At 53.9% G+C, this 13,875-nt stretch carries 11 protein-coding genes; 3 read left to right on the plus strand and 8 right to left on the minus strand.

Annotated features, from left to right (window positions below; all coding sequences use genetic code 11):
• The 3 genes from A6X21_RS14790 to A6X21_RS14800 all read left to right on the plus strand — a co-directional run.
• Positions 1-1,340 (plus strand): FAD-dependent oxidoreductase (locus A6X21_RS14790; protein ID WP_240490275.1); only part of this gene is annotated, 1,340 nt, incomplete at its 5' end.
• Positions 1,337-3,250, plus strand: coding sequence for an FMN-binding protein (locus A6X21_RS14795; protein ID WP_068849182.1), 1,914 nt, complete (start codon positions 1,337-1,339; stop codon positions 3,248-3,250). The genes A6X21_RS14790 and A6X21_RS14795, both read left to right, overlap by 4 nt.
• Positions 3,247-4,695, plus strand: coding sequence for an FAD:protein FMN transferase (locus A6X21_RS14800; protein WP_068849184.1), 1,449 nt, complete (start codon positions 3,247-3,249; stop codon positions 4,693-4,695). The genes A6X21_RS14795 and A6X21_RS14800 overlap by 4 nt, the downstream gene beginning before the upstream one ends.
• Positions 4,696-4,778: 83 nt before the next feature.
• Here A6X21_RS14800 and A6X21_RS14805 read toward each other — a convergent pair whose 3' ends face one another.
• The 8 genes from A6X21_RS14805 to hisI all read right to left on the minus strand — a co-directional run bounded on the left by A6X21_RS14805 (position 4,779) and on the right by hisI (position 13,593).
• A complete protein-coding gene (locus tag A6X21_RS14805) occupies positions 4,779-5,630 on the minus strand; it encodes a hypothetical protein (protein ID WP_068849186.1) in 852 nt (283 codons plus the stop codon).
• A 195-nt stretch (positions 5,631-5,825) separates the two neighbouring features.
• The gene (locus A6X21_RS14810; RefSeq protein WP_068849188.1) at positions 5,826-7,583 is read right to left on the minus strand and encodes a hypothetical protein; all 1,758 of its coding nucleotides are present in this window, start codon (positions 7,581-7,583) and stop codon (positions 5,826-5,828) included.
• 208 nt (positions 7,584-7,791) lie between these two features.
• Positions 7,792-7,992: a hypothetical protein gene (locus tag A6X21_RS14815; RefSeq protein ID WP_068849190.1), complete on the minus strand. Its 201-nt coding sequence runs from the start codon at positions 7,990-7,992 to the stop codon at positions 7,792-7,794.
• Positions 7,993-8,527: 535 nt separating this feature from the next.
• Positions 8,528-9,472 carry a carbohydrate kinase family protein gene (locus A6X21_RS14820; RefSeq protein WP_068849192.1) on the minus strand — a complete coding sequence of 315 codons (945 nt, stop codon included), beginning with the start codon at positions 9,470-9,472 and terminating at the stop codon, positions 8,528-8,530.
• An 85-nt stretch (positions 9,473-9,557) separates the two neighbouring features.
• Positions 9,558-11,273: an Hsp70 family protein gene (locus tag A6X21_RS14825; protein ID WP_068849194.1), complete on the minus strand. Its 1,716-nt coding sequence runs from the start codon at positions 11,271-11,273 to the stop codon at positions 9,558-9,560.
• 192 nt (positions 11,274-11,465) lie between these two features.
• A complete protein-coding gene (locus A6X21_RS14830; protein ID WP_165603813.1) occupies positions 11,466-12,113 on the minus strand; it encodes an amino acid kinase family protein in 648 nt (215 codons plus the stop codon).
• A 47-nt stretch (positions 12,114-12,160) separates the two neighbouring features.
• Positions 12,161-13,036, minus strand: coding sequence for an ATP phosphoribosyltransferase (gene hisG, locus A6X21_RS14835; protein ID WP_068849198.1), 876 nt, complete (start codon positions 13,034-13,036; stop codon positions 12,161-12,163).
• A 158-nt stretch (positions 13,037-13,194) separates the two neighbouring features.
• Positions 13,195-13,593, minus strand: a complete 399-nt coding sequence (hisI, locus tag A6X21_RS14840; protein ID WP_013110587.1) for a phosphoribosyl-AMP cyclohydrolase — start codon at positions 13,591-13,593, stop codon at positions 13,195-13,197.
• Between the last annotated feature and the right edge of the window lie 282 nt (positions 13,594-13,875).

Consider the following 13,875-nt stretch of genomic DNA (forward strand, 5'->3'; position numbering starts at 1 on the left):
TCAATGGGAAGTGCGACATCAAAGAACGGGATCACCACTTCATTGGCACCACTGTTGATCACTGCACGGAGATGACCGACAAGGGCCGCATGGGCATGAGCAATATGTGGACATGGGATGAAGTCCGTTCACCCACGACATTTCCGGAGACTCCGTGGGCGTTACCACTGACCATGAAGGATTTTCCCTACCCCGTGGATCATCACGGCCAGTGGTTCTGGGAGAGTGGTTACGACAAAGATCCTCTGCAGGATGCTGAAGGGATTCGCGACTGGAACCTGAGAGCCGTCTTTGGAGCGTTTAACGCCATGAAGAATGGCGACGGAGCTGAGAAGCATCGAAATGCCATTCTGACCTGGGTGGCATTTATCGGCGGGCCCCGAGAATCACGCCGTTTAACGGGTGATGTGGTGCTGACTCAGGAGGATATTGTCAGTAAGCGAGAGTTCCCGGATGGTTGCGTGCCGAGTACCTGGAGTATTGATCTGCACTATCCCAAGAAACAGTTTGCCGAGAAGTTTGCCGACAATCCTTTCATTTCGATCGCTGTGCATGATCAGCGGATCGATCGGGCTTACGGCTATCCCGTTCCTTACCGCTGCTTCTATTCGAAAGATATCAACAACCTCTTTATGGCAGGGCGGAACATCAGTGTCACGCATGAAGCCTTAGGGACGACCCGCGTGATGAAGACCTGCGGCATGATGGGCGAAGTTGTCGGCAAAGCCGCATATCTGTGCGCATTACATGACTGTCAGCCGCGTGATGTTTATGAAAGCTATTGGAAGGAGATGGATACACTCCTCCAATTGCCTGGCAAAGCCCGCCGTGAATCACTTTCAAGCGATGTTGTCATTCCGGCAGATGCGATGTCATTACCCGGGCCACCGGGTCTCGATCCAGCCCGGATGGAAGGTGTAGTCATTGATAACCGCGATGCCAAAATTACTGGCAACTGGACGAGTGGCAGTGGTCTCAATGGGTATGTGGGTTATGAATACCTTTACGCATCTGCTAACTCGGGCGCTAAGGTCAAGTACTCGTGGAAGACGGCTGAAGAAGGGCTGATTTCATTTCGGTTGATCTATGGGGCTCATGAGAATCGGGGGAAGGCCGTCCCGGTCACCATCCAGATTGGCGATTCGACCAGGCAGGTACTGGTCGATATGAACAAAGCTCCTGCCGGGAAAGATGGCTCGCATGAGCTTGGTCGCTTCGAGGTCAAAAAAGGTGAAGAGGTCTTTGTCGAGATTGGAACCGAGAATGCTGGAGGTGTGGTCCATGCCGATGCACTACAATTGGTGAAGATCGTTCCGCCAGTGAAGACTTCTGCCCCATGAGTGGCGTTCGCCACGACCTGCTGCCCATTGTCGACCGGGAAGCCCTTTCAAAGCCATTGAGAGGGCCCGGTCGATTTTTTTGGAATACAGTCATCCATTCAGGCCGGGTTCTGCTGCTGGTGCTGCTGATCCTCATGATTCGCTGGCAGGCTGAGCAGACTAAATCCCGGGCGCAAGCGAAGGATCTGACCGCACGCTATCTGCCAGTGGTGCAGAAGTTCTGGCCGGAAGCCCAAAGATTGGTATCGCGCAGGCAGGCTGAGATATCGGACGGCGGATTGCCCCGCAGCAATTCCCGGAAGTTCGACCAGCTTGTCGATTTTGTCGTGCTGGATGCACAGTCAGTTCCCGTGGGATATGTCACACAGACCACACCGGCCAGTGATCGCTTTCTAGGATTTTCCGGGCCCACAAACTTATTGATGGGTTGGGATATCGAAGGCAAGGTGGCGTGGGCAGAGATCGCAGCCAGTCGAGATACTCGTGACCATGTGGAACTGATTGTGAGGGATGGAAGATTCCTGGCCCAATGGAATGGGCAGGGCTTTCAAACGGTCAGTGAAGACATCGTTGATCAATCAGCCATGCGGCATGTGGCCGGGGCAACTCTCACATGTCTGGCCATCCTCCAGGGGTTGGAAGCTCGGCTGAATTCACAAGAGTTGGTGGCTGCCAGACCAGCGGATTCGACGCGTTTTCCTTTGGCTGTGACGATTGAGGATGTGCAGAAGCTGTTTCCGCAAGCTTCACGTTTTGAACCTCATTCCGAGACATCATTGCTTCTGGATGTTTTTGCTGCTGATGGCCTGAGGTTAGGCCAGATTTTTCGAACGGTACCAGCAGCCGATCAATTGATTGGTTATCAGGGGCCGACGGAAGTGCTGGTCAGTCTGCTCCCCGATGGACATCTGGGCCCACTGCTGGTCGGTCGCAGTTTTGATAACGAGCCCTATGTGGGATATGTTCGCGACGACGCCTGGTTTGCCGAACTCGTTAAGGGCAAGACGGTCAAGGGACTTGCCGAAACGACTTTTGAAGAGTGGGGTGTCGAAGGAGTCTCTGGTGCCACAATGACCAGTCAGACGATTGCCCGGGGTTTGCTGGCTGCCGCAATCGAGTTATCCAAAGAAATTGAAGCTCAGCAGAAACAGCCGTCGATCGACTCGAAACATCAGACTTCGGGCTTTTTTGGCTTGATGAGAACCATCAACTGGTCGTCGCCTCGACTCTGGCAACAAACATTGACGGGACTTGTCGTCCTTCTGGCTTGTCTGGTGGGATTAACCCATCTGCGGGGAAACTTATGGGTGCGGCGGGGATTGCAGCTCCTGGTACTGGGATATCTGGGAGTCATGAACGGAGAACTCCTGTCGTTAGCCATGTTCAGCGGTTGGGCTCAGAGTGGGATCCCTTGGAATAGTGCGGGCGGATTGATTGCCATGTCGATGGCTGCTGTGGCATTGCCGCTGGTGGCTCGGACGAATGTCTATTGCTCGCATATCTGTCCACATGGTGTGCTCCAGCAGTGGATGGCCGGTCATCGACATTGGCGCCCCAGGTTGCCAGCGAGGGTGGTCTCTGTACTGAGGCTGGTGATACCGGCTTTGCTGCTGGTAGCGTTGTGTGGATCGATGGGAGTGCTCTCGATCAGTCTGGTCGATCTGGAACCATTCGATGCTTACTCGTGGCGAGCCGCTGGCTGGATCACGACAGTGCTGGCGGTCGGAAGTCTGGTGATCTCGTGGTTCATTCCGATGGGATATTGCCGGTTTGGCTGCCCGACAGGAAGTTTGCTTGAGTATTTGCGTCGGAATGCCCGGAGTGGCCAGATTCAGCCGGGAGATTTTCTGGCGTTGGCCTGCCTGATCATTGCGGGTGGCCTGATGCTATGGGATGTGGTTGGACCATGACAGGGACACCATTTCAGACAGTGCGGGCGATGGATGGTCAAATGCAGACACGCATGGGCAGACCATCTTTGAATAGACTGCTCGTGGTGCTGGTCTGGTGGTCTCTGGCTGTTATCTGTCGTTCGTCAGAACCTGATCATGCGAATCACCTGGTAGGGGTGACTGCTGATCAACGGGAATCAAAGCCATCTCCAGATAGCAGGGTTGGCACAAAGCCTTCTCCATCAGAAAAGAACTCGTCTCAAGTTCCCGTGGCTGGTTTTGCAGAGACAGGGGCGACGATCGCTTCTTATGAGCTATCCGGAATGGCCATGGGGATGGGGTGGAAGGTTCACGTCTGGTGTCGGGATGATGTCGTCCTCGATCGACTGGCTCTGAAGCAGCAGTTACAGGCGGAACTGGAGAGGCTGGAATCCATCTTTTCGCTGTATCAGAGCCAATCAGAAATCAGTCGGTGGAATCACCATAGAGCGACCGATTGGCAGGTCGTCTCGCTGGATTTTGCACGACTCGTTCAGGAAGCGTTGCGACAGGCCAGACAAAGCGAAGGAGCCTTTGACCCAACGATTGCCGGCGTCATGGAAGCCCGAAAGTTCCGCTCGATCTGGCCCACTTCCAGTTCGAAGAATCCTCAGCCTCGTCGACAGAATCCAGAGGTCATTCCCACGATTGATTGGGAGGCTGTGGAGGTGACGACTGAACCACCACAAGTTCGAAAAAAACATCCGGAGATCCAACTCGATTTGAATGCTCTGGTCGAAGGTCTCGCGCTGGAGACGATGACGGGCTGTTGCCAGAGGGCAGGCGTATTGGCTTGCCTGGTCTCTCTGGGTGGAGAGTATCTCATCGATTGCGAGCGATTATTCTCACAGGCCCGGAATCAGGCCGGAGTGAAGATCTTTGTCGAATCGCCCGCTGATGCGACGAAAAGCGTAGCAGTTATTCGCTCTATCAAGGGCTGCGTCAGCACATCAGGGACATATCGACAAACATGGCCCGATGTCGAATCACGTGATCAGGTTTCACATCTGATCGCACCACAGACTGGGCAGCCACTGAAAGCCTCAGCCTCGCTGGTGAGTGTCTATCATGAGAACCCGATTCTGGCAGATGGCTGGGCGACATCACTCATGGTTGCTGGTCGAGAAAAAGGGTTGCGGCTGGCGAATCAATATCAATTGGCGGCTTTGTTCTATTCGGCCGAAGAGGATGAGCCTCTGATCATCAGCGAGGCCGCGAAGGGAATCTTCGTACCGCTGGAAACGGCTCTGGTGCCCACAAATCTATTCAAGGCACAGCCAGCCAAAGGTGTTCGAACCTCCGAAGAGAATTCGAGTCCCGTTGTGAGTGGATGGTCGTGGGGTTGGAAAATGGTCCTGTGCATCGCAGGAATGACCGCCCTGATCAGGTTCGCGCGTTTCGCTGCCGGACGTGTGGATGGATGAGCGGCCGGAAAATGACTCTGCAGCTCATCTCAGGCTGCTTGAATTCGTGAGTTCTTGAGTTCGTGAGTTATTGAATTCGTGAGTTACTGTGCTGAAGGATCATTGGGGCGAGCATAGAAAATATCTCCTTCGAGCGAATTGTAGCGCAGCAGGGCATCGCCATCGGTTTTGTGTTCACCAAAAGGAACGCCGAGTGATAATTCGTGGTCGGTGACTTCGAGAATTGGATCAGCCCAGACATGTCCTGGCAACACCTTTTTAAGCCAGGCTTCATGCTGTTTAGCCAACTGCTGATTTTCTTCGGGAGCCTTCATGAGCCATTCGTGACGATGAACTCTGGCCAGCGCACGGGCATCACGGAGAATTCGATACCGCTCTTCAGGCGTGAGCGTGGAGAACATCCGTTCGTCAGTTTCCAGCTTACGCAGTGACAACAGTGCCTCTTTGCGGAGATGATCCGAGAGATTGCGAGGGCTCGCGACATTTCTCATAGCCGCTAAAGCGAGGGCCTGTGTCCAGGCGGCAAACTGTTCGGGAGTCACCTGTTCGATCCGTAGTGCCCGCTGAAGTGCTGTGGATCGATTCCATTGAGCTCCCAACTCTGTCGGGTTCCATTTTTTGGCCAGCAGGCCCGTTTCCTCCTTGAGCAGATCAGAGATCGAAATCGTCCGCTGATCTTTCCATTGAGGAGGCGGTGCGAAGAGCGGGCCAAATGCCGGGAGTTTTTCGCCCGGCAAGGACTTAACAATCCGCTCGAAGGTCGACCAATCTTCCGGGGCCAGCGGTTCGTCCGGGCGAATAATCACAACCGGCCCAGGTGGTGCAGATTCGCAACCCAGGGCGGTGATCGTACCAATGGAAAGGAAGAGCACCAGAAACTTCATGGCTGCCCAGGTAAGCGGGATGAATAACTTGGGGCAAGTGCAGCGAAACATACAGACTCCTCCAGTGTATGCTTCAGCTTGCCCTCATGTGCGGCGATGGGCTGGCTACTTTCGGCAAGAGTGAGCGATGATGGCCCTGCACTCTGCCAGATTTGCCGAAAAGTTCGAATACAAGGGCGGTCAGTCAAGCCACATCTGTTGCGAAATGTCGACATGTTGATGGGCAGGAAGGGACCTTCGAAATCCTTAACTCAACAAACCGCCACCAAAGTCGAACCCCGAGATGCGCCAGACGGTCAACAGGCAGATCATGATCTGTGTGCTCAGCCAGATGGCGGGCAGGGTAGGTTCCCACCACGCAGACTCTGGTTTTGGCAATGCAGGTGCTGTTCCCGTCCACAGGTCTGCTCTGGTCAGTGTGGGCACCCAGAGCAGAATCGGCATGAGAAAAATCCACAGCCGAGCGGCTTCGCCACTGTTTTTCCCGGAGCACCAGAGCCACAACCAGACACTCAGGCAACAGGCGGCCAGACGCCATCCATCGGCAATGCGGGTGGGCTGAGCGAAGGATTGCCCAAGCCGCTGCCAGCGACTTTTGAGGGTTTGTTCGTTGCCAGATGATTCCGGAAAACGCATAGAAAAGAGAAATCGCAAAAAGGCAGGCCAGCCCACCGCAAAAGCCAGTTCCACTGGCGAAACAACGAACCATAGCCATGTCGTTCTCGGGGAGACTTCATAAAAGCGGCTGTGATTGATCGAATTCTGCCACCAGATGAACCATAGGTTGGCACCTGTGAGGACTGAAAAGAGAATCGTCGATCCCAGGAATCCACCAAGTACAGCCAGACCTGCAACGAGATTCCTCACGATATGTGACCACCCATCGTGATCTCCCCGGTGGATGTAACAGGTCGCAGTGGTGGCCAGACCATAGAGGAAGCACATCAATAAAACTGGAGCGAAGGCCAGCGATTGCAGCATTGAGATCATGGCCAGAATCCCCCAGAGGAATCCGACAATCATGAATTGCCAGACAGGTCTTGTGGATCTGACCTGACAGAGCCAGCCGATCCCCATGAGAAGCGTGGTCGAAAGCCAGGGAAATGCGGCATCAGACTTGGGGATAAAGATCAAACTGGCCGGAACCAGTGGCCAAATAGCAGCCGTCAGCCAGGCACCGCGTGACGATGAAAATTGTACACAGAGCAGATACAGAGGGAGGGTCGTCCCCGCAGCCATCATGAGGACGAGCATGGTGGCCAGCCAGAGAATCGCCGCATCATTTGAGGTCATGGGGTGAGGCGTGTTTTTCCCGTTCTCTTCAATGATTCCACAGGCGTCATGGAATGAAACTGGCATGGTGGCGAGTGCGAGATTCCGCATGAGAGGTAAGTGATCCACCATGGACGAAATCGCATGAAAGACCAGAAACAAACCCGGGGGATGAGTGCCGACATGCAGGACATCACCTTGCTGCACGCGCTCAGGATAAGTTTGCAGAAACTGATCGACTTGAGGACTCTCGTGCCTGGCAATGGTGAAGTACCCGGATGAAGCCGGATAATAGAGCACGAAAGGGGCTTTGCCGAACCGGGCAGCAGAGGGGGCCAGTTCAATGACGAGGAAATTCCAGACGAGAGCAGCGATCAGCAGGCCGCCGATCCAGAGTTTTTTTGTGGTGGATGATAGGTGATCGATTCGGCGTGCGCCGGCCAGCACGAAGGCCAGATAGGCCAGACCAGCGATTAAACCCAACAGCAGATTGATCCATCGATCGGGTTCATTCCAGGGAGTTCGCCACCAGATCCATTCACCGGGAATTCCTAATGGCCAGCGGAAATACCAGAGGGCCAACCATGTCAAAAAGATTGCGCAGCCGGGGAGAAGTAATGACCTGGCAAGTTTCTGTGGAAGCGAATCATCTTTCATCGCTCGTTGAGTGTGTGGGTTCGCACTCTCACGCTGGCGGGAAAATTCACTGGGTTTGGGCGGCTTGTTCACCATGCCAGAAGTTTAGCCCATCCCCCTCCATGCTGCACGGTGTCGGGCGGAAGTGTGTTTGGCCGGAAAGTGTTGACCAGTCAGCAGTCAACCAGACACTCTCTGGCCTCACTGATACTTCCAGTGAAGACAACAATCTCCTCTCTGGTCGAACAAGCTCTACGCCAGTCGATCGAGTGAAGGGATGGTTTCGTCTCACATGATGAATGAATCATCGCAAAGAGAAACGATCTTCGATCAAAGAGGGATGAGGTGCATCGGCCGATGCCACCGCGTTGAGTGATTTTCGGGCTGTGGCCCAGGCCGCATCCTGGCCCTCATCGAAGCCTGCCTGATAACCGGCGGCCCAACACATAAAGCAGCCCCAAGCGAGGGCTGGAACACTCCAAATCATCCAGGGTCTCGTGAGCATCTTGCCACTCCTACCACACAGACAGATTCGGCGGGCGGCGTCTTGCCGTTCGTCGATAATTTATTATTCGTTCATTGTATTTTCATAATGTGGCGAACTGTCGTCAACGTTACTTCGACCGAATTAACAATTCCGGTACCACAAACGGGCTGAAAGCCAGAAAATTGTAGTTTTTTCAGCGTTTTGCCTCAGTTATGAGTCCTTGGTATGGCGGTTCGGGAGGTTCATGTCGGTGAGCGACTATTGTGGATCGATTGTGAAGATCGTTTGACGATGCTGACTGCCAGACTGCTGGGCACGATGCTCGCTCGTTGAGCGGATTTTTCGGGCAGAATGTGGGTGCTTATGCAGGATGGGAGGTCGCGAGCTTTAGGTAAGTTGATGGTTGGTGGTTGATAGGTTGTGAGAGGCGAGAATTAGATACGGGTGGCCCGGCCAACTTGTGGCCGGCTTGTTGTGCGTCGACATAACAACAAGAAACCGTGCCATGCGCCTGATTGGCCATGACCATTTGCTATCGAGCCGGTAAGTCGGACTAAACCTCGTCTTCATCGAGAGGGATGGGCCCGGCCATGCGAAAAATCGCTCCCAGGGTAGGGAGGGCATCGCGATTTCCGTGGTGGCTGCATTTGATTGCTCCAGCAGCACAAGCAAATCGAAGAATGTAGTCGGCAGGCCAATTTTCAAGCCAGCCATGCACAAAACTGCCACAGAAGACATCCCCTGCGCCATTCGTATCCCGTGTCACAACATGGAACGCTTCCTGCTCAACAACATGGCTCCGGGTATGTAAGACCGCCCCCGCTTCCCCAAAGGTGGTGATGACCCAGCGCGGCCCCAGCGCCTGTAATCGCGCAGCGGCATCTTCCAGAGAATCTGTTCTCAAAAACTCCTGGATCATTCGTCGGGAAGCATTCAGCACATCGACATAGGGCAGCAGATCCTCCATCCCCGGGCGATAACTTCCCGCATCCAGAAAGACTCGTAATCCACATTCTCTAGCAAGTTTGGCAGCCGCGATGGAAGTATTCACAGGCCAGCCGTCGAGATACAGACACCTGGCTCCCGCAAACATCGGACGCTGAAAATCTGCTGGTTCGAGATACTGCCGGGGTCGGTGACTGACCACTGTCCGTCGGCCAGTCTGCTCATTGATCCAGATGTGGGCTAAACCCGTCTCGCGTTCCGCTCCCACCAGAGAGTACTGCAGATCGATTCCTTCGGATGTGAGCTGCTGGGAAATAAATGCTCCGGCCTCATCCTCACCCCAGCTACCAATCATGCGGCAGGAATGCCCAAGGCGTCTGAGCATCGTGAGCCCTGTCGGGACAGGCCCACCCACCTGACGAGGTAAAGCCTGTCCCGAGATTTTCGTATCTTCCTGAGGAAAGTCTGGGACAATCATGCGGTAGTCGGCCACAACGAGGCCAGTTCCTACGATTTCAACCTGATTGACCACGCTGCTTTCGGATGCCGACATAACCCGGGATTCCTGGATCGCCTCAAGAGATGCCCATGCGATGAGCACTTTATTGAGGCTTTAATGTGAATGACAATCGACGTGATTACTGATCTTCGTTGATGAGTTTCCAGAAGGGGTCGTCGTCAGCCAGGCTGGATTTCTGGGCTTTCATAGAAGTCCCTGGCTGAGAGGTAGAATTCACCACTCTGGCTTGTACCTTCGGTTCCTGAATCTCGGAAACATCAGCGTCTTCCAGGAGAATGATTTCTTCTTCCTGAGCGGCCCGCTCGCCGGGAAGTGCTGTCTTTCGGATGCTTTCCTGACGGATGACTTCGGTATGGGCTGAATGACCCGTCTTGCGGACTTTTGCAGAGACCTTCACGCGGGCATCGGCCCCGTATTCGAGCTTGACATCGATTACCGAACCTTCTGGAAGGCCGGGTGGGAGCGAACTGATTTCGCATTCACCTACGGGCACAAAATCGCGATCGACGGCATTACCGCTTTCGACAAGCCGCAGGGTGACTTTGCTCTGATTGGCAATGACGGTTCCGTAAGTTTGCGTACAACTGGCCGGCAGAGGGGTATTGGCGGGAATGAGCCAGTTGGGTTCACGCTGGCCCGAAGTTTCATTACGCACCAGGATCCCGAGCGATCTTGAGTTGACATCAATCTGTTTGAATTTCGAAAGTTTGGAAATGGCCTGAGAATTCAGAACCGAGCGGGCAAAATCCTGATCGGACATCAGCATGCCCGCAAAGTAGGTTGCGCCGTGGGCAATCGACAGATCGGGGGAAAGTGTCGAGTTCAAAGTCTTGTAGCCCGCCATTTTCTTCAGCAACTGCTGGACCATGGGCATGCGCGAGGCACCGCCAGTCGCGAGGACCACATCGACGTGGGCCCATCCCAGTTTATTGTCGCGTAGAAGCCCTTGAGTGATCGATTCGATCCGCTCCAGCAGCTTGGCAGAGAGTTTTTCGAACTGTCCCTGCTCGACAAGATAAGTCTTGCGATAACCTTTATGGGCCACGTTCAAGGCAGCCTTGGGGCGTACGGAAAGACTGCGTTTGGTCTGTTCGACTTCAAGCGCCAAGGCCTGCAGGCTTTCGCGATCATTGCGTGGATCGAGTCCAAATTCTTTCTGGAACTGACGGGCCAGACCATTGAGCAGCACCTGGTTAAAATCAAGACCACCGAGATTGAGATCGCCCGATGACGCGATCACGCGGACTTCGTTTTTGCGATAAGAAACCAGCGAGAGATCGTAAGTTCCGCCCCCCAGATCGACGACTAAAATCCGCTGGTCTTCAGCGAGCTCGGTAAACCACATCCCTTCGCTGCCAATCACATAACATAATGCGGCAGCCACTGGCTCGTTGATGATATCCACCTGCTTCAGTCCCGCCTTGAGGCCGGCCTCAGCAGTTCGCGAACGCGAAAGATCTGTGAACTGGGCGGGAACGGTAATTACGGCGTGTTCAATTTCGCCAATCACCTGGCGAGCCTGCTTCAGCAGAGATTCCAGAATATAGGCGGAAACATCGACGGGGGTGATCTGTCGGCCATCAATCTCCCACGTTTTGGTCGGGTCGCCCATGTATCTTTTGGCAGCAGAAATCACCCGCTGCGGGGCACGGATCGAGTTGCGAAGAGCTTCTGTCCCGACAATCACCTTACTCTTTTCAAACAGCACGACCGAAGGGGTGGTCATCTCACCATCAACATTGGGAATGGTGACAGGTTCACCATGTTCATTGAGATACGCAATGGTTGAATAAGTTGTTCCCAGGTCGATGCCGACGGCGTGGTGTCCAGCCATGGATGTTCACTTCATGAAAGGATGTCTGCTGCAGAGGGGTTCTTCAAGAACAATATCATACGCAATCCGTCAGGTTGCAGCGATGAAAATCAGACGCCGTTCGTGGAGACAAGTTTGAAGAGTTGGCGCCCCCTCAATAGACACGAACTGACACGCCGGCATCCCGGATCCTCGCATGAGTTGTTCAACCATTCATGAAACCGGGTAACCCTGTTGCAGCCATGGTGTGCTGTGACAAGGGAGCTGGCGGGCATAGCACCAGTCAATTTGCGGGATGTATCCCGCCAGCCCTGGAAAATAAGGATCGACAATCCCTGATCGAGAGGCTTCGAGAACTGGCACTTTGTCTGGCACAGGAATCGATTTGCAGAGGAGGAGATATCGGGCTTGCCAGCGGCAGGCAAACCAGGCGGCAATCGAGTCGCTGGTCACATCCCAATGATGAGGAAGGGGTTCCGGTTGAAGCCCATCCTTTAAAGAACTCTCGGCGAGCTGCAGAGCTCTGCTGGTTCGCAGGACAGGGAAAAGCCCCTCTCTCCAGGCCTCGAGTGACTGTTCGAGTTGATCCACCAGGCATGACTCAGGCAGCAGGGATTGGATCAGGCGGGCATTCAATTCGAGAGACTCACAAGCCAGCCAGTGAGCGGCTTCCTCCTCAATGTGATGCTGCTTCTGCCAGTCACGGATAACATCAGCGGTGGCACCGCCTCCAGGAATCAGCAGCGGGCTGCCATCTGAATAAGCTTTTCCCGGTTGAAACCAGCTTCGAATGGAAGCCAGCACTTCCCGGAGATGTTCATAATCATAAAGGCTGCCACCGACCTTGATGACTACCAGCATTTTGGACCGATACTCCAACAGCATCCCATCAATTGATCGAGGGATCGCTAGTCGATGATTTTATTGATCGGATACTCAACCAGCCCGCGAGCCCCGGCCTGTTTCAACCTGGGAATGACAATCCGGACATAAGATTCGTCGACGATCGTATTCACGGCGACCCAATCGGGATCGGAAAGCGACGAGATGGTGGGCTTCTGCAGCGCGGGAAGCTGGCCGAGGACTGTCGGCAGATCTCCCCGGCGGACATTCATCATCAGGCCGACTTTCCCCTCGGCAGCGAGACAGGATTGCAGCATGAGTGCAATGTTTTCGAGCTTGCCACGCTTCCAGTCGTTGGCAAAAGCGACTTTGTTGGCAATAAACCGTGTCGTACTCTGGAGGACTTCATCCAGAATCCGCAGATTATTGGCCCTGAGCGAACTGCCGGTCTCTGTCACTTCGACAATTGCATCTGCCAGACGCGGGGGTTTGACTTCTGTCGCTCCCCACGAAAACTCAACGTCAGCAGTGACGTTATGTCGAGCCAGATAGGCTTTCGTTAAGCCGACGGCTTCCGTCGCGATGCGTTTCCCTTGAAGATCCTGCACCGTCTTGATTTCCGAATCGTTGGGTACACAGAGAACCCAGCGGACAGGTCGGCGGCTGACCTTTGAGAAGACGAGCTCACAGATTTCATGAACATTGGCCTGAGTTTCGAGCACCCAGTCGTGACCAGTCATACCCGCGTCGAGAATGCCCTGTTCGACATAGCGCGCCATTTCCTGAGCACGAATGAGCATGCACTCAATCTCAGGATCATCAATTTCAGGGAAGTACGATCTCGATGAAAACTTGATGGTATAGCCTGCCTTCCGGAACAGCTCGGCTGTCGCCTCCTGAAGGCTGCCTGCGGGAATCCCTAACTTGATGACTTGTGACATCGCAATTCACTCGGCTGTAAGTTGATCACTGAAAAGTTGATGTATTGGAACAGATCACTGGCTTCAAAGGGAGACCATGAAGCTCAAATGTTCCTAAAATCACTGTCTGATAACGTTTTGGAACGTCTGGTGACGATTTGAAGGTCTGGAATACCCGATTACTTGTGATAGACAACTTTCGGGTCAAAAACACGTTCGCCGATGACGGTGACAGCACCGGTCTCAGGTTGAATCTGGCGGAAGAAACAACTGCGGTAACCTTCGTGGCAAGCCGCCCCACCAATCTGTTCGACTTTGACCAGCAGTGTGTCGGAGTCACAGTCGAAGTACAACGCTTTGAGAAGCTGCACGTTGCCGCTCTCTTCGCCTTTCCGCCAGAGTTTAGAGCGACTCCGGCTGAAATAGACGACTCTGCCTGTGGATAAAGTTTCCTGATAGGCCTCGGCATTCATGTAAGCCAGCATCAGGACATCGCCCGTGGCGTGATCCTGAGCGATGACAGGAATGAGCGGATGTTTTTCAAAATCCGGGCCATTTGGATTACCGGTGCTCCCCATGCTGAACGCTCTTCTCCCAATCAGTCGATTGACAACACATTTTCAGTGCTTCTGGTGATTTCGGCCTGGCAATCAGTGAAGCGGTCGATCGAGTGCACTCGCATCAGGCACAGTATTTAAAAGACCAACTTCTGCCACGCAAATTCATGCAGAATCTAATATTCATGATAACTGGCGGCGCTGATCGGGGCGAATGATGCGGGCAAAATTGATGCCCCTTCATGTCAAAGATCGATCGGCTGCTCGAGATGACACGAACGAATGAATACGGCGGAGACAACA

It is taken from the genome of Planctopirus hydrillae, assembly GCF_001707835.1.
GTDB lineage: Bacteria > Planctomycetota > Planctomycetia > Planctomycetales > Planctomycetaceae > Planctopirus > Planctopirus hydrillae.

What these genes read in the sequence shown, in the direction of transcription:
- A6X21_RS14795 (WP_068849182.1), top strand. Translation starts at nt 1,337, where the DNA reads ATGAGTGGCGTTCGCCACGACCTGCTGCCCATTGTCGACCGGGAAGCC.
- A6X21_RS14800 (WP_068849184.1), top strand. Translation starts at nt 3,247, where the DNA reads ATGACAGGGACACCATTTCAGACAGTGCGGGCGATGGATGGTCAAATG.
- A6X21_RS14805 (WP_068849186.1), bottom strand. Translation starts at nt 5,630, where the DNA reads ATGTTTCGCTGCACTTGCCCCAAGTTATTCATCCCGCTTACCTGGGCA.
- A6X21_RS14810 (WP_068849188.1), bottom strand. Translation starts at nt 7,583, where the DNA reads ATGGTGAACAAGCCGCCCAAACCCAGTGAATTTTCCCGCCAGCGTGAG.
- A6X21_RS14815 (WP_068849190.1), bottom strand. Translation starts at nt 7,992, where the DNA reads ATGCTCACGAGACCCTGGATGATTTGGAGTGTTCCAGCCCTCGCTTGG.
- A6X21_RS14820 (WP_068849192.1), bottom strand. Translation starts at nt 9,472, where the DNA reads ATGTCGGCATCCGAAAGCAGCGTGGTCAATCAGGTTGAAATCGTAGGA.
- A6X21_RS14825 (WP_068849194.1), bottom strand. Translation starts at nt 11,273, where the DNA reads ATGGCTGGACACCACGCCGTCGGCATCGACCTGGGAACAACTTATTCA.
- A6X21_RS14830 (WP_165603813.1), bottom strand. Translation starts at nt 12,113, where the DNA reads ATGCTGGTAGTCATCAAGGTCGGTGGCAGCCTTTATGATTATGAACAT.
- hisG (WP_068849198.1), bottom strand. Translation starts at nt 13,036, where the DNA reads ATGTCACAAGTCATCAAGTTAGGGATTCCCGCAGGCAGCCTTCAGGAG.
- hisI (WP_013110587.1), bottom strand. Translation starts at nt 13,593, where the DNA reads ATGGGGAGCACCGGTAATCCAAATGGCCCGGATTTTGAAAAACATCCG.